Source organism: Vibrio sp. Y29_XK_CS5 (assembly GCF_024181835.1).
In the GTDB taxonomy this organism is placed as follows: Bacteria; Pseudomonadota; Gammaproteobacteria; order Enterobacterales; family Vibrionaceae; genus Vibrio; species Vibrio harveyi.
Genome location: NZ_JAMZAM010000002.1, coordinates 537,973 through 561,462, shown reverse-complemented (window position 1 = coordinate 561,462; position 23,490 = coordinate 537,973). Strand labels below are relative to the sequence as shown.

Below are 23,490 nucleotides of genomic sequence, written 5' to 3'. Positions count from 1 at the left end.
CTCAGAAAATCGTAAATTACTGACAAAAATAACAAAGCCTGCATCAACGCAGGCTTTTTAGTATTACTGGATATCAAGACGCGACTCGACCCAATTAGCGACGGCTTTCTTGTTTGCGCAGTTCAAAATCAAATTCGTCAGGAAAAAGAACAACACCTTCTTCATTCTGGTTTGGGAAAACCACGACAGAGAGCTCATCGTCTTCTAAACCGGACGTCCAGCGACTGTGCCACTTGTTCAATGAAATAGCTTCCGGCTCACATTCTTCCCAGTCACCCGTTGCCCATTGCTGTGCAAACTCTTCGTTTGGCCAAACTGGTACACAATCGTCATCTTCTGTGTTTAGCATGACACAACCGTGTTCGTCTTTCAGAATCCACACTTTGCGGTTCGCTACGATTTCTTTTACGCAGTATTTCAAACGCTGCTCTTCATTGTAGCGGTTAATGGTGTCCATCTGCTCTTGGGTTAATGCTTCAGACATAGTCGTCTCCTATTTCCCATAGAAAAATGCCCACCGAAGGGCGGGCATCTAAAGTATAAACTGGTAACAATGAAATTACGCAAGCTCAGTTTGAAGCCAAGGCCAACCTTGCTTCTTACGGCTTAGCGTGTTTTCCATCATTAGCATGCCATCTTTCTCATGCTTAACAAGCTTCTCAGCCCACTCACCTTTGTATAGAAGACGAGTTTGAGCAGTAGTGATGTCTGTTAGCATCACTGCCGCGAATGCTAGGTTGTCGTTTGCACAACGCGCCTCTAGCTCAGCTTCTAGCGCATCGATCATGCCATCCACTTGCTCAAGAGTTGCAAGCTCAACCTGACCTACAACTACGTCACGACCGTTGAATGGGTAACCTTTCAGGTCTTTTTCAACAAGCTCAGCAGCAGATAGACCTTCGATGTTTGTCTTAGCAATTAGAAGATCTTTAGTGAATGCGTCAACATCTTGCACGTCTGCGATTGCCGCTAATTCAGCAACAGCGTCTTTGTCTTTTTGAGTACAAGTTGGAGAAGCAAAACCAACAGTGTCAGATAGAATAGCTGACATCATTAGCTTAGCGATTTGAGGTGTGATCTCGTGACCTTCAATCTTGAACATGTTGAATAGTACTGTGTTAGTACAACCAACAGGCCAGATCCATGCTTCCATTGGGTTTACTGTCATCACATCACCTAGACGGTGATGGTCAACGATACCCGCGATTTCAGCTTCAGCGATGTCGTCTGGTGCTTGCGCTAGATCTGAGTAATCTACTAGCCAAACTGTTTCACCCGCAACTGAAGTACGTAGCTCAGGAACTTCTGCGCCAGCTACTTCTAAGATGTGCTGAGTTTCACGGTTAATTTCGCCCTGACGAATTGGCATTGCTTCAACACCACGCGCCTTTAGAAGTTCAGTTGCAACTAGTGCACTACAAATACTGTCACTGTCTGGGTTCTTATGACCTACAACTAGAATCATGTCTCTTCCTATTCAAGTCAATTTGATGGCTTCCTAACGGGGTGAATTACGTAACGAATTGCACCAAGGAAGCGAGTTTGCTCACAAAGGCGGTTACTTTACCTGAAATTTTGCTTTTGTCCTAATTTCAAAACGTAAAAAAGACTCAATAAATTCCCCCGACAAGCACAACACACAGGATTCATTCAATAGAGGTCGTTTATACCCAAGTGACTTCAAGATGCAGGACTCAGAGCGTTGTCATTGATTCGAGAGCAAGGAAAACAACGCAGTGTAATAGCCAGCTCTTTCCAAGTTGTTTGACGCAGCCATTTGTTTGACTAAAAAAGCGAGTCAAAGACACGCTCCCAAAGGGCGCTCCTTGCAAATATAAGAGCCTTGGCTTGTATACTTTGTTGCCGATTCTTGATTTAGACCCACAAAACCTTTAAATCGCCGCCGCGTCTACAAACCAAGTCAGTCTCGCTGAACCTAGCATCTCGAGGTTACTTGGGTATAGTAGTGACAACGAAAAAAGCCCAAGCAATTCAATACTTGGGCTTTGATGAAAAGTCTGGTTTAAAACTGTTCTATCGTGTCGCCAGATTTAAACTCCACTTTCCTATTTTTATAACTGGTGTAGCAGAAGACAATAATAAACTTCAGCGTCATGATGAGAATGATGGTAGGCGCTGGTGCACTGTCAATGAAAAAGCTCAAGTACACACCAAGAAAAGCACTCAGCAGTGACATACATAAGGCAAGCAACACCATGCTGTGGAAACGGCGCGTTAGTAAGAATGCAGTTGCCCCGGGAGCAATCAGCATCGCGATAACTAAGATCATCCCAACAGCCTTAAGTGCAGCGACAATGGCTAACGATAGTAACGAAAGCAAACCATAATGGAGAAACTTAACAGGCAGACCAATTGCTTGCGCGTGTTGGTAATCAAATACGAAAACTAACAAATCTTTTCCTTTGAACACCGCAAAAAGCACAACAAGTAAAGCGACGATTGCGGCTTCAATGATGTCCGCCCAACTCACACCTAGTGCATCACCAAACAAGATATGATCTAGGTGGACGCCTACTTCGATTTTGGTCATCAATACGAGACCAAGCGCGAACATGGCAGAAAAGACTACGCCCATAATGGTGTCTTCTTTGATACGGCTATTTTCTTTTAAGTAGCCTGTTGAAAGCGCACAAAATATACCCGCAGCAAACGCGCCAACGGTGTAAGGGATAGCAAGGATATAGGCAATCACCACACCAGGAAGAATCGAGTGCGCGATGGCGTCCCCCATCAACGACCAACCTTTCAATACAAGGAAGCAAGACAATAAAGCCGTTGGAATTGAAACAAGCAAAACAATCAAGAATGCTTGCTGCATGAATGTGAAGGTAAAAGGCATAAGGAGTGTATCAAGCATTTTTGTGCTCCTTATTCATCATAGGCATTGAAGACGCTGATTCACGATTCTTTTTTGCGATTTGTTGTTTGCTTTTACGTCTAATCGCAATTTGACCATGCTTAGGTGCGAAAACAAATGCCATCAAGAAACAAGCTGTTTGCAGTAAAACGATGATCCCGCCAGTCGCGCCATCAATGTAGTAACTGACGTAGGCACCAACGAATGAACTTAGAGACCCAATTGCAACAGCGTAAACAATCACGCGTGAAAATCGGTCAGTCATTAAATACGCTGTAGCCCCTGGAATAACAACCATCGCAATAACCAAAAAAGCACCAACGGTCTGCAACGCTGCGACAGTACATGCACTTAGAAGCGTAAAAAACAACACTTTCAATCGGGTCGGGTTCAGTCCGACACTCTTGGCATGGTTCTCATCGAAAAAGACCACCATTAGGTCTTTCCATTTGACGAGCATAACGGCAAGCGAGATACCACCAATAATAACTAACTGGAATGTATCGGTCGGCGTGATGGCGAGCACATTACCTAATACAATAGTTTGAATATTCACTGCGGCAGGGAAAAGTGAAACTAAAAATAACCCCAGACCAAAAAAAGACGTAAATATCAAACCAATGATGGCATCTTCTTTTAATTTGCTTCTTTGGCTCAAGAACAACATTCCAGCGGCAGCAAGACCACCAGACAAAAACGCTCCAAAGGCAAAAGGTAAGCCGAGCATATATGCACCAGCAACCCCAGGAACGATCGAGTGAGAAAGTGCATCACCAATGAGTGACCAGCCTTTCAACATTAGGTAAGTCGACAGAAAGCCGCAGACACCGCCAATCAATGCACTCACCCACATGGCATTCACCATGTAGCCATAGTGAAAAGGTTCGAGTAAATAATCCATAAAAATGAACTCCTTACTTGTCTGGACGCGAAACCGGAACAGCTTGCTGCTCACCATACATAACAACTGGACGTTCGTGGTCAGACAATACTGTCAACTTACGCTCATCATCATCTTCATGAAGATCTTTACCGCCAAGGATGAAGTGTCGAAGGACGCCACCAAACGCAAGTTCGAGGTTTTCAGGAGTGAAGATTTCGCTAGTCATCCCGGAAGCAAGCACAGTTCGATTGATCAATACGGTGCGGTCACAAAAATCTGGCACACTACCTAAATTGTGCGTGGATACCAGCATGACTTTGCCCTCATCACGTAAGTCACGCAGCAACGCCATGATTTGTTCTTCCGTTTGAACGTCGACACCAGTAAAAGGTTCATCCAACAAAATAACGTCACTCTCTTGCGCCAATGCTCGCGCAAGAAAAACACGTTTCTTTTGTCCGCCAGAAAGTTCACCTATTTGGCGTTTTCTAAACGCGGTCATGTTCACGCGATCAAGTGCAGCCGTCACCATGTCATGATCGGTTTGCTTTGGAATGCGGAGTAATCCCATATGACCATAGCGCCCCATCATGACAACATCTTCAACCAGAACAGGAAAGTTCCAATCGATTTCTTCGCTTTGCGGTACGTACGCGACAACATTCTGTTTTAGAGCTTTTTTTGCCGGCATACCAAGGATCTCAACCGATCCTTGGCTAACCGGTACAAACCCCATAATGGATTTGAATAACGTCGACTTACCGCTGCCATTCACACCAACAAGAGCCGTAATTGATCCTTTTGGAAGAGAAAAACTTGCATCATATAGCGCGGTATGACCGTTGCGATAAGTGACACTAATGTCTGATACTTTAATTCCTGCCATTACTGTTCTAGACCCTCTGCGATTGTGTTTGAAGTCACTTTCAGTAAGTCTAAGAAGGTTGGCACTGGACCGTTTTTACTGCTCAATGAATCCACGTACAAGACACCTGCATATTTAGCCCCTGTTTCACGCGCAACCTGCTGTGCTGGCTTTGCCGATACCGTGCTTTCACTGAATACCGCAGAGATCTGATTTGCACGAACTTCATCAATAACGCGTTTAACTTGTTGTGGCGTACCTTGCGAGTCTGCATTGATTGGCCATAGGTAGAGTTCTTTAAGACCGAAGTCTCGAGCCAAATAGCTGAATGCCCCTTCACTTGTTACCAACCAACGTTTGTCTTCTGGGATTTGAGCCACTTTTTCACGAATAGGCTGAACCATATCCATGATCTGCTTTTTGTATGCTTCAGCATTCTTTTGGTAAGTCTTTGCATTAACACTGTCGTATTTCACTAGTGCATCACGAATATTATCGACGTATATCAGAGCATCACTTGGAGACATCCAAGCATGGGGATTAGGTTTGCCACTGTAAGGACCTTGAGCGATGCTCATCGGCTGCACACCCTCGGTCACAATCACACTTGGCACATCATGAAGATTTTTGAAGAACTTTTTGAACCACAGTTCTAGGTTCAAACCATTGTACAGAATAAGATCCGCGCCTTGAGCGCGTCGAATATCACCAGGGGTCGCTTGATAGTTGTGAATCTCAGCGTCAGGTTTAGTAATCGACTCAACAACAGCCGCATCACCAGCTACGTTTTGAGCCATATCCGCGATAATGGTGAAAGTTGTCACTACTTTAAATTTCTCGGCTGCCATTGCTGCCGTGCTTAATCCAAGTGACATCATAGACAAAAGTACAACCGCAGGTTTGGCAAAAGAGCCAATTTTTAATCTCATCCCTGTTTTCTCCAGAAGGCAAATAGTTACTTTGAAAAGATAGAAGGATTCTACCTTTCATTAGTATTACTGTAAATGATAATAGTTATCATTTACAGTAATTTTAGCCTTTATTTCTGAAAAGGGCGAGATTGGCTCACTTTTCCAATTACATTGCTGTCACGACAGCCTTAGCATTTAACCCTTTATCTAAGCTGACTAGCAATAACTGACATGGCTCTTGATTGAGCTTCTCCCCGGTCCAGTAATCATACCAATCTGTTGGTTGGTCTGCGGTAAGCGTAAATTCTGTCGCATCATCGTTCGCGTAGTTAAACAAACAGTGCAGATCATTCTTAGATGTTAGTGGCAGAAAAGCATGGTTCAAACCTAATGCGGTAAACTTAGCCGATTCTTGATTACGGCGTTGACGCAGCATCAGTTTCGCTAGCGTCTTACTCGCAAATGGGGTGATTTCTGGTAGAGGGTCACCGGAAAGTAGTAGACCGCCACACGCTAGCAGCACGTTACGATGGAATTGATAATCTTCACGCGAGGCTGCTTGGTTAGGTAATGAAGTGAACGTTGCGCAATCTGGGTCGATTTGCCATAACTTGCGATGCTGCCAACTGCGGAAGAAGGTCTCTTTAGCAATTTGCTCAAAGCGATGGCTATGGCGCTCTACATCGTCAGACACACGCATGGCATCGACTAAGCCCAAAGAAGGCCACATTGGTGCGTTACAACCCAATAGCCATGCATCTCCTGCCCCTTTAGCGATCGCTTCCATACCCATACGGTAGGCTTCTACACCGGTTACGCCCGATTGACTGCGCTTACCTTTTAAAGTGCCCCAATAGTTTGCGTCTAATTTGAATAGCTCAACACCCCACTCTTCGCGCATGACAGATACTACGTGAGTTAAGTGATCTTGAACTTCAGGGTTTGAAGTATCGAGAATGTACCAAGGTGTACAACGCCAACCACCATAGGTGACATCTTCAGCTTTCAGAAGCTCTCCGTCTTCGTGACGCACAAACCAATCGGGATGCTTTTTGAAGATTTCTGATTCTGGCTGGGCAATGAATGGTGCCATCCAAATGGCTGGTTTTTTGCCTTTTGCTCGAATGTTATGAATCAGCTCTTTTACACCACCAGAGAACTTATCCGAAGGCGTTAGCCAATCTCCCATAAATGCTTGGTAGCCATCATCTAGCAGTACCCATTCGAGCTCAGCTAGGTTGTCTTGCATACATTCCACGTTTTCCAAAACGTTGCCTTCGGTCACGTCCGCGTAGTAGGCATACCAAGAGCACCAACCAACCGGAGCGTCTTGCATTACTCCGTTACGTGCAGGGTGATGTTCTGCAATCATCTCACTGTATTCTTGATACAGCTCAGATAACGAACTCCCACGTAACACAACAACCGATTCAAGATGGTTATGTTCCCAGTCTGCAACTTGCGTTCTTTCACCATCGATTGCTGCTGAAAGTACCCAATGTTCACCATGTTGCTTCACCTCAAAGTAACCAGCAAAGCGACGGCAAGTAGTGAAACCAAATAAGGTGTAACCTGCAGAGTCTTCTACGACTAAATAGTTGTAGTAACGCTTTGGTGCGCTCTCAGGGTAAATACGGTAGGAATTGTTGTTATCGGGGCAACGACCAATGTCGATAGGTTGAGAAATGGTACCGCTGGTCTGTGCCAACATTTGGAAGCCATCACCGATAACGGTTGCACCTTGCTCATAGAGAAAAGACATTTGAAACAAGACTTCACGGTCAGTAAAGGTTTTATTGTGTATCCCGGCAAAAGAAAAGTGAATTTGGTTGCCGACGATTTCGAATTGAAGATCGTTATCACTTACTGAGATCTCAGTGTGATTGGCCAATTGAATGGTCTGAGCCATAGAAAATCTACTCACTTGATTATTATTGTTTAGTTTGGCTCATTATCCTCCGCTTCTGCTGCTCAATTCGTTATCGACATCACGAATCTGTTGCTCTTGAGCAAGCCCAAACTCGGTATTGAGAGAATGCTCACTGAAATTTGGTCAAAAAAATACCAGCCCGAAGGCTGGTATTTTATTTATAGCTTAGTGCTCTGATTAAGCAACTTCGATTGGACCACCGAATGAAGTAACTGGTGGAACTTTACCAGTGAACTTCTCGAAGTTTACGATACATGTATTCGCAGAAGTCGCCTGTGCTAGCTCAGAAGAACCGATATCTTGAGTTAGTGTGTTAGGGTCACCGTAAGTACAGATTGCACCTACTTTCTCATTTAGAGGACCGTACCACGCACCTTCTTCGATACGGATAACACCACGTGGGTAGCTGTCAGTAAGTACAGCACCAGCAAGAAGCTGACCACGATCGTTAAATACGCGTACCAAGTCACCGTCTTTGATGCCTTTCGCTTTTGCATCAGCCGGGTTGATGTATACAGGCTCACGACCTTGAACAGCGTAAGTTGCACGGAAGTCTTCAGATTCACACATCTGAGAGTGCAGACGCTTGTCTGGGTGGCAAGACTGTAGCCAGTACGGGTGTTTGTCAGAGCCAGGACCACCGTGTGAACGTTCTGATTTCTCGAACCACATAGGGTGTTCTTGACAGTGTTCGTAACCGTAACGACCGATCTTACGAGAAGTGATCTCGATGAAACCAGAAGGTGTACCCAGTGGGTTGATTTCTGGATCTTGACGGAAGTCAGCGTGACGAACCCAAGGCTTACCTTGACCGAAGTCTAGTACGCTCTTCTCCCAGAACTCTTCAAATTCTGGCATTTCGAACTTACCGTCGTTCGCTTTCTTACAATCATTGTACAGGCTGCGGATCCATTCCATCTCGCTCATACCACGAGTGTACTCGTCGCGACGACCAAAGCGTTGAGTCAGTTCACTCATGATTTGGAAGTCTGGCTTAGATTGGAACAATGGGTCCACTAGACGATGCATAGCAATCAGACCTTTGTTCGAGTAAGAACCGTACACGTCGATGTCGTTACGTTCCCACTGAGTACATGCTGGAAGCACGATATCAGAGAAACGACACGTTGCAGTCCAAGCGAACTCAACCGTTACTACTGTTTGTAGCTTCTGGAACGCTTGCTTCATGCGGTTACGATCTTGGTGGTGGTGCCATGGGTTACAACCCGAGATCACCATCATCTTGAAGTCTGGAAGTTTAACTTTACCACCGTTGTAGTTGATCTCTTTGCCTGGTTCTAGCAGACAGTCGATCCAACGAGCAACAGGGATAGTACGGCTGTAACCGTTAAAGTCGTTGTTGTCCCACTTCGGCTTCATACCAGTATCTAGGTTACGAGGGAAACCACCAGGACCCGCGAAACCAGTTGAAGGTACACCGATGCTTGAGTAGTGGTGACCGTAAGAGATACCACCGCCAGGCAGACCAATTTGACCAACCATTGCTGCAACTACTGCTGCTGCCCAGTATGGTTGCTCACCGTGCTCTTGACGTTGGATACACCAACCCATAAGGATTTGTGTACGACCGTTCACTAGCATGCGTGCGAATTCACGAATCTTGTCCGCTTTCACGCCACAGATAGGAGCAGCCCACTCAGGTGTCTTAACAACTTTATCTTTCGTTTCACCTTGAACGTACTTGATGAAATCTTCGAAACCTAGACAGTAAGTTTCAATAAACTTCTTGTCGTATAGGTCTTCGTTGTACAGTACGTGCGCAACAGCAAGCATGAATGCTACGTCTGTTAGCGGGTTAATGTATAGGTGATCGTTCTCTAGGTAACGTTGAGTCTTGTTCTTAACTGGGTCTACAGAAAGAACATTGATCTCGCCTTTCGCTACTTTTTCCTTCAACTGCGCTAGGTAGTTGAAAGATTCGTGCGTTTCACAGTTCCAACCTACTTGCAGGTTTTTCACTGGGTCATTTGCCCAAAGAATGATGTTGTCTGAGTTCTCTAGAATTTCAGACCAAGACGTACCTTGTGCATAAACTTCTGTTGAACCAAGTACGTAAGGCATGATGGTTTGACCTGCACCAGTCGAGTAGTCACCTACTTTAGTGATGAAGTTACCGTGCATACCTACAGCACGTTGCATGTGTGCCGTACAGTTGTTGAACGCACCAGTTTGGTTCCAACCAGTTTGACCTGCGTGTAGAGCCCATGGACCGTATTCTTTCTGAACACGTTCTAGCTCACGGTAGAACAGATCTAGAGCTTCGTCCCAAGTTACACGGATGAAACGGTTGTTACCGCGCGTCTCAGCGCTATATTTGTGCTTCTTCAGCCAATCTAGACGAACCATTGGGTAACGAACACGTGATGGGCTGTAGATGATGCCCTTGATGCCGTTCAACATTTCTGTTGGGTTCTGGTCTAGTTCTAGCGGTTTGATCTCTTGAACTTTACCCGCGTAGATGTGGGCGCGGAACGCGCCCCAGTGTGAACCTGTTACTTTCCAAGTACCAGTAGTCTCAGCTGCGTTTGCAGATGCTGAAGCCAATAAGCTTGGACCGATAACTGACGCTGCACTTGTGGTTGCTACACCTTTAAGAAAACTTCTTCGTGTAATAGCCATTTAATTTACTCCAATCCGACGCTTATTAGTGGTGACCTTCAGCATAATCTGAAGAGTGCTTCTGTAGGTACTTCAAGATCAGTGCTTCACTGTCTGTATCTAGGTTAACGAACGCTAGCATACCGTCGAACATACCTGGCCATGTGTTCGCATCGAAGTGCGCTTCAGCAGGTTGTGTGTGACATACAGAACAGTTAGTTTTGTAAGCTTCTTTTGATTTTTCCCATACAGGGTTGATGTCGTTCAGCATAGATTCTTTCTTGATCCATACTTTCGCAGCTACTTTCTCCCAAGGAAGACCTGTTAGCTCATCAACTTTCTTCTCACCAGCAGTCACAACGTTAGCGTCTGTTGATGCTTCTTTTAGTAGTGATGCTACTGCGATGTTCTTACCGAAGTCTTCTTGAATTACACGACCGAAGCCTTTCGCTTTACGCCAGCCATCGATTTCAACTTCAACGTAGTCGCCTTTCTCTTCAAGAACTTTAACAGTCGATGCTGGGTTTAGAAGACCTGCTTCTTTAGCACCTTTATCGTCGAAGTAGATTGGTAGGTGACGAACACTTACAAGTTGTTGACCTACACCGTAGTCAGTGTTTGAAGTCATACCTTCAAGGTCACCTACGATACCACCAATGCTATCCATACCTGCTGGTAGGTTGTGTGCGATACCTTTGTGACAGTCAACACAGCTTTGGTCTTTCTCAGCTGCTTGTTTCATTTGGATACGAGCCGTTGGAGACATTTGCTCGAAGTCCATAGAATCGTAGTTGTGACAGTTTTTACACTCTAGAGATTTGTTTGCAGAGAAACGATCCCATTCGTGTTTAGCAAGTTCGATACGGCGCTCTTCGAAAACACCCGGTTCGTCGTAGTTGCCAAATACTTGTGCAAATACTTCTTTAGATGCTTGCATTTTACGAGCGATCTTATCTGTCCAGTTGTGTGGAACGTGACAGTCAGGACATGTAGCACGAACACCAGAGTGGTTTTTCCAGTGAACCGTGTCTTGCAGTTCAACGTATACGTTGTCACGCATAGTGTGACAGCTAATACAGAATTCTTCTGTGTTGGTTGCTTCTAGTGCGGTGTTAAAACCACCCCAGAAAATAACACCAGCGATGAAACCGCCCATAGTCAGCACGCCAAGGCTGATATGAACTGCCGGGCGCGTCATCGTACGCCACAGTTTAATGATTAATGATTTCATTATTTGCTCTCTTAAAATCTTTTCAAAAGTGTGGTTGTGAGCTCACTGGCTTACATGCCGTGTGCGCCTGGAGGACCAAAGAAGAACACTTGTAGTGCCCAAACGATAAATCCGTAGCCACCTACGAAAGCCACACTCAGAATTGGGAAGAGAACAACTGCAATGAAGAGGAAAGACTTCCACTCCAGGGAGCGTTTTTCACCACTCTCAATTTTGTTAACATCACTCATACATTTGCCTATTTTGTATCTAGTGTTATTGAAAAGCCTGCGTTACCAAGCTTAAGTTTTTTACAATCTCTATTGGAAAATGTTAGACCATACTAATAGTAAGGTTCAATCAAATCTGACGCTCCAGCCCTTGTTATCCAACACTTTTTTGAGCTCATCCAGAGATGTGTTTGATTGATATTCTTTGTGAAAGAATATTAATAGATGTGAAAAAATAAGTCTTTTGCAAACATGTTAAGAATACAACATGAGATTAACTTTGTTTACATTTTTATGGATTTTTTCGTGCTACTAAATCGCTATTTTTTCGACTAAAGACAATACTTTGTGATCTTTATGTTAAGAAAACTTCACGAAGTCTTAGCGATCATTTTGTCGATGAGATTGCGAAAAAACAGAGCTTAGCAATTCATAAACCTATGCCACTTCGTTAGAATCAAAGCATTGATTTTGGGAGAAGGTTTATGAATCAAGTTGTCGATATAAATTGGTTTGAGCTTGCACTTTTTAGTTTGATTCTTATTGTTCCACTCACCATCAATGCTCGCTATAAATTAGGAATTGCGAAAGATACAGCGATGAGTGTTGCGCGAATGACAGTGCAACTCATTTTGGTTGGTGTGTATCTGGAATACCTTTTTAAGCTAAATAGCTTACTCGTAAATTTACTGTGGCTATCCATTATGGTTGTCGTCGGAGCAAGCTCAATTGTGGGCAAAGCTAATCTTCCGAAGAAACCACTCATGCTCCCACTGATTACTGGCTTGTCTTGCAGTCTAGTCCCTCTTCTTGCCGCTATCACTTTAGGTCTCGTAAAGCCAGAACCATTCTACAATGCCCAATACATGATTCCGTTAGCAGGCATGCTGTTAGGCAATAGCTTAAGCAGCAATATTGTCGCGTTGCAGAACTTATTCACCGCTTTCGAACAACGCAAGTCAGAGTACGAGGCAGCCATCTCATTGGGAGCCGCTCCTAGGTATGCCTCCTTCCCTTTTCTTCAAGAAGCCCTTCGCAAATCCCTTGCGCCAATTCTTGCTTCTATGGCGACAACAGGCTTGGTGACGCTCCCTGGTATGATGACAGGTCAGATCTTAGGTGGTGCTAGCCCGATGGTCGCTATCAAGTATCAATTGGTTATTATGCTGGCGATTTTTGTCATGCTCAGTGTGTCTGTAGCGATCACTTTAGAGATGACACTAAGTTGTGTACAAACCAAAGAAGGACGTATTAAAGTGAAGTTTATCAACAAGGAAAAAACATAAAACCGGTCACTTCGTCATCACATAAGCGTCTCATTTTATGAATTTTTCTCGATCAAAAAAGATACTCACGATCTTTGAGACAGGTTATCCACAGAAAATGTGGATAAACCCCGAAAACCCATAAGCAACCAGAAACATAAGCGCAACTTTGAGACCACTGTACACTGCGAAATTTAATGGTCACTGATTGGTCATTGAACCGTCATCTTACTCTTCTAAAGTGCAATTAAACGACATAGGGAGAGCACCATGGATAGGTTAGCCGTACGAGAAAACTTCGATGAGTTGCAGTCAGATTCGCCCGTTGATTGGCTGACTCAGGAACCGGTAGAAATGACGTCTCATTGGATTCCAAACGAATATGGCATCAACGAAGAACTGGTTTAAACATCGGTTGAGCGAAGTTTAGATAAAAGAAAGGCAAGCCATTTAGCTTGCCTTTTTTAAAAGTTATTTCAGATGCTTGTCTTCATCACGTAGATAAATCATCCAATACCACATGCCAACAAAGACACCACCACCGATGATATTACCGATTGTCACAGGGATTAGGTTGTTCACTAAGAATCCCATCATGTTTAGATCCGCGTAATCTGCAATGTTTGCACCTGTCATTTGCCAAAACGATTCAGGTGCGAAGTATTTAATACCGATCGCCATTGGTACTTGGAACATGTTAGCGATACAGTGCTCAAAGCCAGCAGAAACGAACATAGCTACCGGCAAGATCATTACGGCGATTTTATCAGTCAATGTGCGACCACTGAACGTCATCCAAACTGCGATACATACCAAAACGTTACACATGATGCCCAGCGCGACAGCTTGGAAAAAGCCATGATGCAGTTTGTGCTGCGAAATGGCCATCGCATTCAAGCCCACTTGACCACCGTCGAACATGTACTGTTTGGTGATCAGCATACACACAACAAGCAAAACCGCACCAACCATGTTACCGAAGTACACAACCAGCCAGTTTTTCATTAAGGCTTTCCATGAAATCTTGCCGCTTGCACGTGCCACCAGCGTAAGAACTGAGCTAGTAAAAAGCTCGCCACCGGTTACTACCACTAAGATCAGACCAAGACTGAATACCAAACCACCAATAAGACGTGTAATGCCCCATGGAAGATCACCAGCACCTGTGGTTACGGTTGTATAAAAAATAAAAGCGATACCAATGTGAAGACCTGCTGAAATTGCCAACAGGAAAGATTTCATTGGAGCTTTAGTTGCTTTGCCAACACCTACTTCGGCGGCACGTTCAGCAGCCTGAGGTGGTAATAATGAGTCAAACTGATTGAAGTTCATGGAAGTGTAACATTTAGAAACAATTAACGAGGCGCGGATAATCGCTCCATTTCCAGACTTTTTCAAGGGCTATTTTTCATGTTTACCAAATTTGTTGTTGTTGAGAGAGAAATCGATAAAATTCAACTATGAGTTATTGTCCTAACCATTATTAATATTTGGGTCAAATGTTTACCGTAGAATAAAATTTCCGCGTTATATCAGAGCTATAGCGCTACACTTAACATTTCTAAGGGTTTTCTATTGCTCAACCTTAGTTTTCAGACTAGCTTGGATAAAAAAGTACGAAGGAATTACCTATGAAATATTCAGCTGACCATATCGCCGAACTGAACCTACTTCTTCAATTCGATTTAAGCAGCGCAGCAACAGGCATCAAAGTCCACAAAGAAGCTTCTGAAGAAATGCAGGCAGCCGTTGCTCGTCTGTACGAAAAACAACTATGTACACAACCTGATGGCGGTTATCTAACTGACGAAGGTATCGAAGTTGCAGAACACGCAGATAAAATTCTTCGAGTCCTTTCTGCTGAATAACGATATTTAAATAAACCAGTATCGGAATTAAAAAAGCCACCGCAACGGTGGCTTTTTTGATAATTAAATTTATCTAGACTCACTATATTAAGCAATGAGCTTTCTCATTTTTCCAAATGGTTGAATTTTATCATACGCCCAGTTAAAGCCCGTTGCATAAAATAAGAAGAAAATTAAGAAGCCCGCTTCTAACGCTAATGCCTGTAGCAGAGTGATTTCCAAAAACCACGCGATCACCGGAATAGACAAGAAGATTAATCCACCTTCAAACCCCAAAGTGTGACCAATTCGCATCGCTAGACTGCGCTCTTCGCGGTTTGGACCAAACCACTTGTCAAAGTACAAGTTATAAATGTAGTTCCAAACTACGGTGTAAAGACTCAGACCAATACCCACCACTGCTAAGTCACTGGATCCCTTCCCTGTTATTAAAGAAGCCGCAGGAATAATGATCGCCAATGCAATCATTTCAAATAGTACAGCGTGAAAGATACGTTCGTTACGAGTCATGATGTTTTACCTAAATAGTTCTACTCAATGACTGGCATTTTATCTATCATTAAGATAAGTAAAAGTTAGGTACCATCGGTAAAAACGATATGTTTACTATTGAACAACTACAAGCTTTCGCCACTACATCAGAAGCTGGTTCTTTCTCCGCAGCAGCCCGTAAGCTTGGACGAGCACAATCGGTGATCAGTCAGCACATCATGAACATGGAACTTGATTGCGGCGTGGACCTTTTTGATCGAACTGGTCGTTATCCAAAATTGACGGAGAAAGGTCATGAGTTAATGCCTTACGCACTTGCAACGCTTAGCCAACTTGACCGACTGAATAATAAAGCGTCTCAACTTTTTTCCAGCCCTGCAACCAAGCTTGTCCTTGCTGTTGACGAAGGGATTCCGCTCACCCGCCTCCCGATTGCATTGAAAAATTTAGAAAAAAAGTTCCCAAGTCTACAGGTGGAATGCTTGACCGCATCCAGCCCTGACATTATTGAACTAATTAAATCAGAACGTGCGACAACGGGCATCATCTTAAGTGACTTACAAATGCCTAAGAATGTTGATTTATCTAACCTAGGGCATATTGGTTTTGATGTGTTTGTCTCATCACAACACCCTTTAGCAATACAGCCAATCCGAAACATCGACGAGCTAAAGCAACATCGTCAACTGGTAATCCGTTCAAAGAATGAAGACGTGAGCGGTCTTAATCAGGCGTTTAGCCCAGATATCTGGTACGCTGATGATTACTACATATTATTAGAACTGGCGAACAAGGGATTTGGCTGGTGCTTTCTTCCTGAACATTTGGTGTCTTACGCACCAAATACCTTAGTGAAACTTGGCGAAGAATTCACAAAACTGGCATGGCAAGTCAACATTGATTTGATACAACATCAGAAATGGCATTCCGATCCCCTGCATCAACAAGCCAGATTAGAGTTACAAACCCTGTTTGAGTAGTCATCAGGGCATACCGTAGGAACATACAGATGGCAAATATATTGATCGTGGGCGCAGGCTGGCTAGGAGCGCCACTTGCACAAACTTTAGCTGACCAAGGACACCATGTTACGGTTACCCGTCGTAGCCAATCTAGGCTAGATGAACTTCCAATCACTTCCGTACGAACGGCTCAACTTGACCTTAGCGAGCCAAGAGCTCAACAGAAAATTGTCGAACTGATCAAACAAGAACAAATAGAACGCATTGTCGGATCGTTTCCTCCAGGTTTTCGCAAAGGAAACGGACAAGAATATGCACAGCAATGGCAACGATTAGTTGAAGCCGCAAAAGTAAGTGGTGTGGAAAAGCTTTTGATGGTCAGTTCAACGACGGTCTATCCAAATTTGCCCGTCGATATGAGAGAGGAAGACGCCACATTCGCTTTAGCGCAAGACAATCCGCATTTCTCTGATAATGCACGTATTATGCTGCAAGCCGAGCAATACGTGATGGACTCCGGTATTGACTACGCTATCGTTCGCTGTAGTGGTTTGATTGGTGCCGACCGACACCCGTCTCGCTTTGCGTTGCGATTAAAACAGGTCAGTCGCAAAGCGCCAGCGAATATGGTGCATCAAAACGATGCTGTTGCGGCAACGGCTTTCGCGCTCAATCGAATTGAAAATGAGGTAGTTAATGCGACCACGCCAAATACCGTCAGCAAAGCTGAGTTTTATCAAGCCGCCATTACGCAAAGTGATTTAGACATTGCCCTTCCGCCAGTCACCGAAACCGCCGATAAGCGAATCCTTGCAGACAAACTTATCTCGCTTGGTTACCAGTTCCAATTCACCTCAACGCTGGACGCACTATGAAACTCTATCAACACATTGAAACCTTGTGGGAGTACATGCAACTCAAGCATAAGCTAAAGCCTGCTGACTGCCTATTTGTAATGTGCAGTAATGACTTACGCGTAGCCGAACACGCCGCTAAGCTTTACCATCAAAAATTTGCGCCACTCATTGTATTTTCTGGTGGCGAAGGGCGTTTTACGGATGGTTTATTTGAGAGAAGTGAAGCTGAGACTTTTGCAGATATCGCCAAGCTTGCAGGTGTACCGAGCGAAGCAATATTGCTCGAAACAAAGTCGAGTAACAGTGGCGAGAACGTTCGCTTCACTGAGCTGTTATTGAAAGAAAAAGGGATTAGTTGTGACTCTCTGATTTTGGTTCAAAAGCCATTTATGGAAAGACGCGCCATTGCAACCTTTGAAAAACAGTGGCAATCGCCTTATTCACAGCTTCAAGTCACGTCCACAGCGCACCCTTTCTTTGAATATATCAACGAAGAAATGCCACTAATGATGGTGCTTGAAGCGCTCATGGAAGATTTTTCTCGTGTGAAAACCTACCCAGAGAAAGGCTTTCAAACAAAACAAGAGATTCCTGCCCACGTTGAGTCTTCTTATCAAGCACTTCGAGAAAAGTTTGAGTTTGGTCTCGCGTAATCCTTCACTTACGGACCAACAGCTAGACAGTAAAAAGCCACCGAATTCGGTGGCTTTTTCTTATCTAACTCTTATCTAGACTGGCTTACTTACCAAGTGCTTCTTTATAATGCTGGCGACAAACGGATACGTAACGATCGTTACCACCGATTGCGACTTGATCACCTTCTTTGATTGCAACACCGTGCTCATCAGTACGGATAACCATGTTTGCCTTGCGACCACAGTGACAAATCGTTTTGAGTTCCACCAACTTGTCTGCCCAAGATAGCAGGTACTTGCTGCCTTCAAAAAGTTCGCCTAGAAAATCGGTACGAAGACCATAGCAGAGTACAGGAATATGCAGCTTATCAACCACTTCTGTTAGTTGGTAAACCTGTTCTTTCGACAAAAACTGACACTCATCAATTAGGATACAGTGACGTTTTTCAATTTCATGCAGTGCCGCGATCTCTTGGTAAAGGTTGGTATCTGGACGGAACAAATGCGCGTCTGATTGCAAACCAATACGAGAGCTCACTTTACCTACGCCGTAGCGATCATCTAACGCTGCTGTGAAAATCACAGGCGTCATGCCACGTTCTTGGTAGTTAAATGAAGATTGAAGAAGAGTTGTCGATTTACCCGCGTTCATTGCCGAGTAATAGAAATACATCTGAGCCACAGAGCACTACCTTCGTTAAAGTTTAGAATTTATAAAAGCTTGTAAAGAAAAGGGCTGAATCATCAGCCCTTTTAAAAGATTCAATTACTTACGTCGCCACGTTGTGCCTTCTGGACCATCTTCCAGAACAATGCCCATTTCCGTCAGCTTGTCACGAGCCATATCTGCGTTAGCCCAATCTTTTGCTGCACGAGAATCGTTACGTAGCTTAATTAGTGCTTCGATTTCAGCCACTTCATCGTCGTCGCCTGCATCACCTTTTAAGAATGCTTCTGGATCTTGGTGAAGAATACCGATCACGTCAGCCAGCTCACGCATTAGCGCACCTAGCTCGCTCGCTTTCTCTAGGTTTTCTGTCTTCAGACGGTTTACTTCACGCGCCATGTCAAACAGTACTGAGTAAGCTTCTGGTGTGTTGAAGTCATCGTTCATCGCTGCTGTAAAGCGAGTTACGTATTCTTCACCACCCGCTGGCGCAGCATTTAGATCCAGACCACGTAGAGATGTGTATAGACGCTCAAGAGACGCGCGTGCTTGGTTTAGGTTATCTTCGCTGTAGTTTAGCTGGCTACGGTAGTGACCAGACATTAGGAAGTAACGAACGGTCTCAGCATCGTAGTGACCTAGAACATCACGGATAGTAAAGAAGTTACCTAGAGACTTTGACATCTTCTCACGGTCTACCATTACCATGCCGCTGTGCATCCATGTGTTCACGTACTGAGTGTCGTGTGCACAGCATGATTGCGCGATTTCGTTCTCGTGGTGTGGGAACTGAAGATCAGAACCGCCGCCATGAATGTCGAAGTGGTTGCCTAGGATTGACGAGTTCATAGCAGAACACTCAATGTGCCAACCTGGACGACCTGGACCCCATGGTGATTCCCATGTTGGTTCTCCCGGTTTAGACATCTTCCAAAGTACGAAGTCTAGCGGGCTACGTTTTGCTGTTTCGATATCGACACGAGCACCAGCTTGAAGCTGATCAAGATCTTGCTTAGACAGTTTTCCGTATTCGTTGAACTTACCCACTTCGAACATTACGTCGCCGTTGTCTGCAACGTAAGCAAAACCACGCTCGATTAGCTTTTCAACCAATTCGATGATTTCAGCAATGAACTGAGTCGCACGAGGCTCAACGTCAGGACGTTTCATGTTTAGTGCATCAAAGTCAGCGTGCATTTCACCGATCAAACGTTCAGTGAGTGAATCACAAGACTCGCCGTTTTCTGCCGCGCGTTTGATGATTTTGTCGTCGATATCAGTGATGTTGCGTACAAACGTTAGATCGTAACCAAGGTAACGTAGGTAACGAGAAACAACATCAAAAGAAACGAAAGTACGACCGTGACCAATATGACAGAGATCGTAGATGGTAACTCCACAGACATACATGCCAACTTTGCCGGCTGTAATTGGTTTGAATTCCTCTTTCTGTCTTGTGAGTGTGTTATATATCTTTAACATGATCTCTATCTATGATTGTGAATGAATAACAAGAACGCCGAGTATAACAACTCAGACCTTATTAGGTAATAGCAATTAACCGATAAAACGATAATCGGCTAAACTTCAAGCACAAAACTATGAATTTGTTCTTCCTGAGTTTTTAAAGCGTAATAACTTAGGCTAGAATCGCAGTTTCAATACAACACAGTAAAGGAAAGTAGCATGATCACCCTTCACACTAATTTTGGTGACATCAAGATTCAACTAAACGAAGAGAAAGCGCCAGAAACAAGCGCAAACTTCCTTCAGTACTGCCGCGACGGTTTCTACGACAACACTCTTTTCCACCGTGTTATTGACGGCTTCATGATCCAAGGTGGTGGTATGGAGTCTGGTCTACGTGAAAAAGCTACACGTGCACCTATCAAGAACGAAGCAAACAACGGTCTTAGCAACAAAGTGGGTACACTTGCTATGGCACGTACTATGGAGCCGCATTCAGCAAGCTCTCAGTTCTTCATCAACGTAAACAACAACACGTTCCTAGATTTCCGTAGCGAAAGCCTAGATGGTTGGGGTTACTGTGTATTCGGTGAAGTAATCGAAGGCATGGACATCGTAAACAAGATCAAAGGCGTTAGCACTGGTTCTTACGGCATGCACCAAGACGTACCTCTAGAAGATGTAATGATTACTGGTACTACAATCGAAGAGTAATTCTTTAAAATTGCCACCAAGAGATAAGTTTGTGGGGAGGCTTCGCCTCCCCTTATTTCTATGACGACATTATTTATATCTGATCTTCATCTTACCCCATCACGTCCGGACATCACGGAGTGCTTTGTTACGTTCATGCGTACAGAGGCGATCCATGCAGATACTTTGTATGTGCTCGGTGATTTGTTCGAGTTTTGGATTGGTGACGATGATAACACCCCTTTCGCAGACCAGATCCGCGCTGAATTTAAAGCGCTGACGGATTCTGGTGTCCCTGTTTTCTTCATCCAAGGCAACCGAGACTTCCTCCTAGGTAAACGCTTTTGCAAAGAAACCGGTATGACGTTGCTCGACGACGTTTGTACGATTGACCTCTATGGTCAAAAAGCCGTTATCTTACATGGCGATACACTTTGCATTGATGATGTGAAATACCAAGAGTTTCGTAAAACCGTTCATAAACCATGGCTTCAATGGTTGTTTAATCGAATTCCTTGGTTCGTTAAGAAAAGAATTGTCACCAAGGTTCAATCAGACATTCGAGATGATAAAAAAACCAAGTCTCTCGATATCATGGATGTAAACCAAGGCGAAGTTGAACGTGTTATGTCTCAAAACTGCGTCAACTTGATGATTCACGGTCATACACATCGTCCAAATACACATTTTTTTGAACTTAATGGTGCTAAAAACACCCGCATCGTTTTAGGTGATTGGTATACCCAAGGCTCAGTTTTACAAGTAAATTCTGACGGTTTTGACTTACAAACACGACCGTTTGACACAGAATTGAAGTAAAGCTTGTCGAGCGTGTAGAAGATTGACGCGTAAAGCATAGAAATTTTACAAAAAATCGCTATCATCGTAATACTAAGTTAAACAGAACAAAGTACCGCATTGAAGTATTCATACGTAGCTCGTCAACCGATACTAGACAGAGAAAAGCGTACCATTGGGTACGAGCTTCTCTTTCGTGACGGTCCGAAAAACACCTTTCCAGAAGTAGAACCAGAGATGGCGACTAGCCGACTTTTGTCTGATCACTTCTTGACGACTCACTACAGCACACTAGGTGATAAACTTGGCTTTGTTAATTTTCCATACCAAAGCTTAGTCAACCTAGTTCCTACTCTATTTCCTAATGAGTCGTTAGTTGTAGAGGTGCTGGAAGATTGCGAACCGACAGATGAGCTACTTCATGCGATAAAACATCTGCACGCATCTGGTTATCGTGTCGCATTAGATGACTTCGTTCCGACCAAGGCTTGGAAGCGCTTCTTACCATACGTCGCTATCATTAAGTTTGATATCCGTTTGGTGCCTATAGATAAAGCTGCAATCTATATTCGTTCTCTCGGACATTTTGGTATCGACTTCTTAGCAGAAAAAGTCGAAACCTATGAAGAGTTTGAGCAAGCGATGGATGCTGGGTTTAACTACTTCCAAGGATACTTTTTCAGTAAGCCAGAGATGATTCAGAAAAAACGCCTCAACCCAGCGTTTTTGACGGTTATACAACTGTGCAAAGAAATTGCAGATAAACCTATCGATTTCAATGAGGTAGAACGTCTGTTTTCTATTGATGTGACTTTGTCTTATAAGCTGTTGACTTACGTAAACTCAGGTTACACGCTCACAACTAAGATTAAGTCTTTCCGTCAAGCTCTGGTTTACCTTGGTGAAGAGCGCTTAAGACGCTTTATTTCTCTTGTGGCGATTGCCTCTGTGCACGAGGATAAACCTGACTCTCTCTATTCGTTAGCGATTCAACGCGCACGTATGTGTGAGATTTTGTTGAGCCAGATGAAAACCAAGTATGATCCGGGGCAAGCATTCCTGACAGGTATGTTTTCACTGCTGGACTCACTACTCGATCAGCCACTATCCGATGTAATCAGCGACATTCCAGTCGATGAGGAAATCAAACAAGCACTCACCAGTCGAAAAGGTGTATTAGGCTACCTACTTTCAATGATCATTGCTTACGAGAAAGCCGATTGGGAAACGACGGAAAAGTACTGTAACGCGCTCAAACTGAATGAACCACAATTAGCGAAGGCGTTCAGTCAATCCACTGCGTGGGCCCAAGAACTGCTGTCTCAAACGCCCTAAATCGCTATAATGCCCCAAAAGAATACCTCCAGCCTCACTGATATGCCCAAGTAACCTCGCGATGCTACGTTCAGCGAGAATAAGTTGGGTGTATAAGGTTGTTTGTTTTACCGCTTTATTAATCGAGATTTCATTTTATGGCTTCTTCTTGTCCTTGCGGGTCTAACCGCACCTACTCACAGTGTTGTGAAATCGCCCACAATAACCATGCTGACGTCATCACACCAGAGCAGTTGATGCGTTCTCGCTATAGTGCACATGTGTTGGGTCTAGTGGATTACGTGGTAAAAACATATCACCCAAGCTGTAACGCAGAAGGTCAACGTGAAGGCATTGCCCAGTCCATCGATAGCGATTGGTGCAAGCTTGAGGTAGTCAAAACTGAAGCGGGTAGCAACAAGAATGAAGGTTTTGTTGAGTTCAATGCGTACTTTAATGAAGACGGCAAACGCTACTACATGACAGAGCGTTCTCGCTTTGTAAAAGAAGACGGACTTTGGTACTACATTGACGGCACATTTCCTGAAGAGCCAGAAGACGAACTAGAGCAAGATCCACGCTTAAGCCAGCCAGTAAGTAGCCTAAAAGTAGGTCGCAATGACCCGTGTATCTGTGGAAGTGGTAAGAAATTTAAGAAGTGTTGTGGGTAAAGCATCCATACCTAGCTTATTAAACTCGATTTAATTGGATTCTTGACATCGCTTAGGCTTGTCGAAATGACGTGAATATATGTACCTGTTTGAAGTAGATAACTCTACTGCAAGCACCATTAGAAAATATACCGTCATTCTGAACAGCGAGGGACGAGCGTGATTCAGAATCCAATCGCCACTCGCACTGTCGCCGAGGTTTACCCCGAACCAAGAACACTAAATTAAAAAAGCCCCTAGACTCCCGAGTCATAGGGGCTTTCATTTATCTATAG

The 23,490-nt window shown here is 44.1% G+C and carries 24 protein-coding genes; 10 read left to right on the top strand and 14 right to left on the bottom strand.

The features are described from left to right. Positions 1 to 94: 94 nt before the first annotated feature. The 10 genes from NL647_RS12780 to torE form a co-directional block, all read right to left on the bottom strand. Positions 95 to 484, bottom strand: a complete 390-nt coding sequence (locus tag NL647_RS12780) for a DUF2750 domain-containing protein (protein WP_005437260.1) — start codon at positions 482 to 484, stop codon at positions 95 to 97. A 75-nt stretch (positions 485 to 559) separates the two neighbouring features. Continuing rightward, positions 560 to 1,465, bottom strand: a complete 906-nt coding sequence (locus NL647_RS12775; protein ID WP_253650232.1) for a manganese-dependent inorganic pyrophosphatase — start codon at positions 1,463 to 1,465, stop codon at positions 560 to 562. 558 nt (positions 1,466 to 2,023) lie between these two features. After that, entirely contained in the window at positions 2,024 to 2,878 is an 855-nt protein-coding gene (locus NL647_RS12770) for a metal ABC transporter permease (RefSeq protein WP_005450714.1), read from the bottom strand. Continuing rightward, entirely contained in the window at positions 2,871 to 3,779 is a 909-nt protein-coding gene (locus NL647_RS12765) for a metal ABC transporter permease (RefSeq protein ID WP_017819516.1), read from the bottom strand. Before NL647_RS12765 ends, NL647_RS12770 begins: the two co-directional genes overlap by 8 nt. Positions 3,780 to 3,792: 13 nt before the next feature. Further along, entirely contained in the window at positions 3,793 to 4,647 is an 855-nt protein-coding gene (locus tag NL647_RS12760) for a manganese/iron ABC transporter ATP-binding protein (protein WP_005450718.1), read from the bottom strand. Beyond that, entirely contained in the window at positions 4,647 to 5,555 is a 909-nt protein-coding gene (locus NL647_RS12755; protein ID WP_005450720.1) for a metal ABC transporter substrate-binding protein, read from the bottom strand. The genes NL647_RS12760 and NL647_RS12755 overlap by 1 nt, the downstream gene beginning before the upstream one ends. 148 nt (positions 5,556 to 5,703) lie before the next feature. Next, positions 5,704 to 7,446 (bottom strand): glycoside hydrolase family 36 protein, encoded by a 1,743-nt coding sequence (locus NL647_RS12750; RefSeq protein WP_061065793.1) that lies wholly within the window; start codon positions 7,444 to 7,446, stop codon positions 5,704 to 5,706. 198 nt (positions 7,447 to 7,644) lie between these two features. Next, entirely contained in the window at positions 7,645 to 10,107 is a 2,463-nt protein-coding gene (gene torA, locus NL647_RS12745) for a trimethylamine-N-oxide reductase TorA (protein ID WP_029789468.1), read from the bottom strand. Between the two features lie 25 nt (positions 10,108 to 10,132). Further along, positions 10,133 to 11,317: a pentaheme c-type cytochrome TorC gene (gene torC, locus NL647_RS12740; protein ID WP_005450726.1), complete on the bottom strand. Its 1,185-nt coding sequence runs from the start codon at positions 11,315 to 11,317 to the stop codon at positions 10,133 to 10,135. Positions 11,318 to 11,367: 50 nt separating this feature from the next. Next, positions 11,368 to 11,547 carry a trimethylamine N-oxide reductase system protein TorE gene (gene torE / locus NL647_RS12735; protein ID WP_005450728.1) on the bottom strand — a complete coding sequence of 60 codons (180 nt, stop codon included), beginning with the start codon at positions 11,545 to 11,547 and terminating at the stop codon, positions 11,368 to 11,370. A 464-nt stretch (positions 11,548 to 12,011) separates the two neighbouring features. Between torE and NL647_RS12730 the strand changes: the two genes are divergently transcribed. Beyond that, the gene (locus NL647_RS12730) at positions 12,012 to 12,812 is read left to right on the top strand and encodes an ABC transporter permease (protein ID WP_005450730.1); all 801 of its coding nucleotides are present in this window, start codon (positions 12,012 to 12,014) and stop codon (positions 12,810 to 12,812) included. Positions 12,813 to 13,061: 249 nt separating this feature from the next. Then, positions 13,062 to 13,199, top strand: coding sequence for a hypothetical protein (locus tag NL647_RS12725; protein ID WP_005450732.1), 138 nt, complete (start codon positions 13,062 to 13,064; stop codon positions 13,197 to 13,199). A gap of 63 nt (positions 13,200 to 13,262) precedes the next feature. Here the strand turns inward: NL647_RS12725 and focA are convergent, their stop codons facing one another. Further along, complete coding sequence (gene focA / locus NL647_RS12720; RefSeq protein ID WP_253650231.1) at positions 13,263 to 14,123, bottom strand: formate transporter FocA; 861 nt, start codon at positions 14,121 to 14,123, stop codon at positions 13,263 to 13,265. Positions 14,124 to 14,422: 299 nt separating this feature from the next. Here focA and NL647_RS12715 point away from each other — a divergent pair, with 299 nt between their 5' ends. After that, on the top strand, positions 14,423 to 14,659 hold the full coding sequence (locus tag NL647_RS12715; protein ID WP_005430269.1) for a TIGR02647 family protein: 237 nt from the start codon (positions 14,423 to 14,425) through the stop codon (positions 14,657 to 14,659). 87 nt (positions 14,660 to 14,746) lie between these two features. On the opposite strand, the gene NL647_RS12710 is transcribed toward NL647_RS12715, so the two are convergent. Next, the gene (locus NL647_RS12710; RefSeq protein WP_005450737.1) at positions 14,747 to 15,169 is read right to left on the bottom strand and encodes a PACE efflux transporter; all 423 of its coding nucleotides are present in this window, start codon (positions 15,167 to 15,169) and stop codon (positions 14,747 to 14,749) included. Between the two features lie 89 nt (positions 15,170 to 15,258). Here NL647_RS12710 and NL647_RS12705 point away from each other — a divergent pair, with 89 nt between their 5' ends. From NL647_RS12705 to NL647_RS12695, 3 genes are read left to right on the top strand one after another with little or no spacing between them, the layout of a single operon-like run. After that, entirely contained in the window at positions 15,259 to 16,131 is an 873-nt protein-coding gene (locus tag NL647_RS12705) for a LysR family transcriptional regulator (RefSeq protein WP_005450739.1), read from the top strand. A gap of 29 nt (positions 16,132 to 16,160) precedes the next feature. After that, positions 16,161 to 16,988: an NAD(P)H-binding protein gene (locus tag NL647_RS12700; RefSeq protein WP_253650230.1), complete on the top strand. Its 828-nt coding sequence runs from the start codon at positions 16,161 to 16,163 to the stop codon at positions 16,986 to 16,988. Further along, positions 16,985 to 17,623, top strand: a complete 639-nt coding sequence (locus tag NL647_RS12695; protein WP_047513523.1) for a YdcF family protein — start codon at positions 16,985 to 16,987, stop codon at positions 17,621 to 17,623. The genes NL647_RS12700 and NL647_RS12695 overlap by 4 nt, the downstream gene beginning before the upstream one ends. Positions 17,624 to 17,708: 85 nt before the next feature. Here NL647_RS12695 and NL647_RS12690 read toward each other — a convergent pair whose 3' ends face one another. Then, on the bottom strand, positions 17,709 to 18,287 hold the full coding sequence (locus tag NL647_RS12690) for a thymidine kinase (protein ID WP_253650229.1): 579 nt from the start codon (positions 18,285 to 18,287) through the stop codon (positions 17,709 to 17,711). Between the two features lie 84 nt (positions 18,288 to 18,371). Further along, positions 18,372 to 19,754, bottom strand: coding sequence for a cysteine--tRNA ligase (cysS, locus tag NL647_RS12685; protein WP_005437232.1), 1,383 nt, complete (start codon positions 19,752 to 19,754; stop codon positions 18,372 to 18,374). 204 nt (positions 19,755 to 19,958) lie between these two features. Here cysS and NL647_RS12680 point away from each other — a divergent pair, with 204 nt between their 5' ends. The 4 genes from NL647_RS12680 to NL647_RS12665 all read left to right on the top strand — a co-directional run bounded on the left by NL647_RS12680 (position 19,959) and on the right by NL647_RS12665 (position 23,215). Then, positions 19,959 to 20,453 carry a peptidylprolyl isomerase gene (locus tag NL647_RS12680; protein WP_005437228.1) on the top strand — a complete coding sequence of 165 codons (495 nt, stop codon included), beginning with the start codon at positions 19,959 to 19,961 and terminating at the stop codon, positions 20,451 to 20,453. Positions 20,454 to 20,513: 60 nt separating this feature from the next. Further along, on the top strand, positions 20,514 to 21,251 hold the full coding sequence (gene lpxH, locus NL647_RS12675; RefSeq protein ID WP_026000110.1) for a UDP-2,3-diacylglucosamine diphosphatase: 738 nt from the start codon (positions 20,514 to 20,516) through the stop codon (positions 21,249 to 21,251). Positions 21,252 to 21,350: 99 nt separating this feature from the next. Beyond that, a complete protein-coding gene (locus NL647_RS12670) occupies positions 21,351 to 22,565 on the top strand; it encodes an EAL and HDOD domain-containing protein (RefSeq protein WP_009698175.1) in 1,215 nt (404 codons plus the stop codon). Positions 22,566 to 22,702: 137 nt separating this feature from the next. Beyond that, positions 22,703 to 23,215, top strand: coding sequence for a YchJ family protein (locus tag NL647_RS12665; protein WP_253650228.1), 513 nt, complete (start codon positions 22,703 to 22,705; stop codon positions 23,213 to 23,215). Positions 23,216 to 23,490 lie beyond the last annotated feature (275 nt).

Coding starts and splice junctions, on each gene's coding strand:
- NL647_RS12725 (WP_005450732.1), top strand. CDS start 13,062: ATGGATAGGTTAGCCGTACGAGAAAACTTCGATGAGTTGCAGTCAGAT.
- NL647_RS12775 (WP_253650232.1), bottom strand. CDS start 1,465: ATGATTCTAGTTGTAGGTCATAAGAACCCAGACAGTGACAGTATTTGT.
- NL647_RS12760 (WP_005450718.1), bottom strand. CDS start 4,647: ATGGCAGGAATTAAAGTATCAGACATTAGTGTCACTTATCGCAACGGT.
- torC (WP_005450726.1), bottom strand. CDS start 11,317: ATGAAATCATTAATCATTAAACTGTGGCGTACGATGACGCGCCCGGCA.
- NL647_RS12765 (WP_017819516.1), bottom strand. CDS start 3,779: ATGGATTATTTACTCGAACCTTTTCACTATGGCTACATGGTGAATGCC.
- NL647_RS12750 (WP_061065793.1), bottom strand. CDS start 7,446: ATGGCTCAGACCATTCAATTGGCCAATCACACTGAGATCTCAGTAAGT.
- NL647_RS12770 (WP_005450714.1), bottom strand. CDS start 2,878: ATGCTTGATACACTCCTTATGCCTTTTACCTTCACATTCATGCAGCAA.
- focA (WP_253650231.1), bottom strand. CDS start 14,123: ATGAACTTCAATCAGTTTGACTCATTATTACCACCTCAGGCTGCTGAA.
- NL647_RS12780 (WP_005437260.1), bottom strand. CDS start 484: ATGTCTGAAGCATTAACCCAAGAGCAGATGGACACCATTAACCGCTAC.
- NL647_RS12710 (WP_005450737.1), bottom strand. CDS start 15,169: ATGACTCGTAACGAACGTATCTTTCACGCTGTACTATTTGAAATGATT.
- NL647_RS12730 (WP_005450730.1), top strand. CDS start 12,012: ATGAATCAAGTTGTCGATATAAATTGGTTTGAGCTTGCACTTTTTAGT.
- NL647_RS12700 (WP_253650230.1), top strand. CDS start 16,161: ATGGCAAATATATTGATCGTGGGCGCAGGCTGGCTAGGAGCGCCACTT.
- NL647_RS12680 (WP_005437228.1), top strand. CDS start 19,959: ATGATCACCCTTCACACTAATTTTGGTGACATCAAGATTCAACTAAAC.
- NL647_RS12665 (WP_253650228.1), top strand. CDS start 22,703: ATGGCTTCTTCTTGTCCTTGCGGGTCTAACCGCACCTACTCACAGTGT.
- lpxH (WP_026000110.1), top strand. CDS start 20,514: ATGACGACATTATTTATATCTGATCTTCATCTTACCCCATCACGTCCG.
- NL647_RS12695 (WP_047513523.1), top strand. CDS start 16,985: ATGAAACTCTATCAACACATTGAAACCTTGTGGGAGTACATGCAACTC.
- NL647_RS12755 (WP_005450720.1), bottom strand. CDS start 5,555: ATGAGATTAAAAATTGGCTCTTTTGCCAAACCTGCGGTTGTACTTTTG.
- NL647_RS12705 (WP_005450739.1), top strand. CDS start 15,259: ATGTTTACTATTGAACAACTACAAGCTTTCGCCACTACATCAGAAGCT.
- torA (WP_029789468.1), bottom strand. CDS start 10,107: ATGGCTATTACACGAAGAAGTTTTCTTAAAGGTGTAGCAACCACAAGT.
- NL647_RS12715 (WP_005430269.1), top strand. CDS start 14,423: ATGAAATATTCAGCTGACCATATCGCCGAACTGAACCTACTTCTTCAA.
- torE (WP_005450728.1), bottom strand. CDS start 11,547: ATGAGTGATGTTAACAAAATTGAGAGTGGTGAAAAACGCTCCCTGGAG.
- cysS (WP_005437232.1), bottom strand. CDS start 19,754: ATGTTAAAGATATATAACACACTCACAAGACAGAAAGAGGAATTCAAA.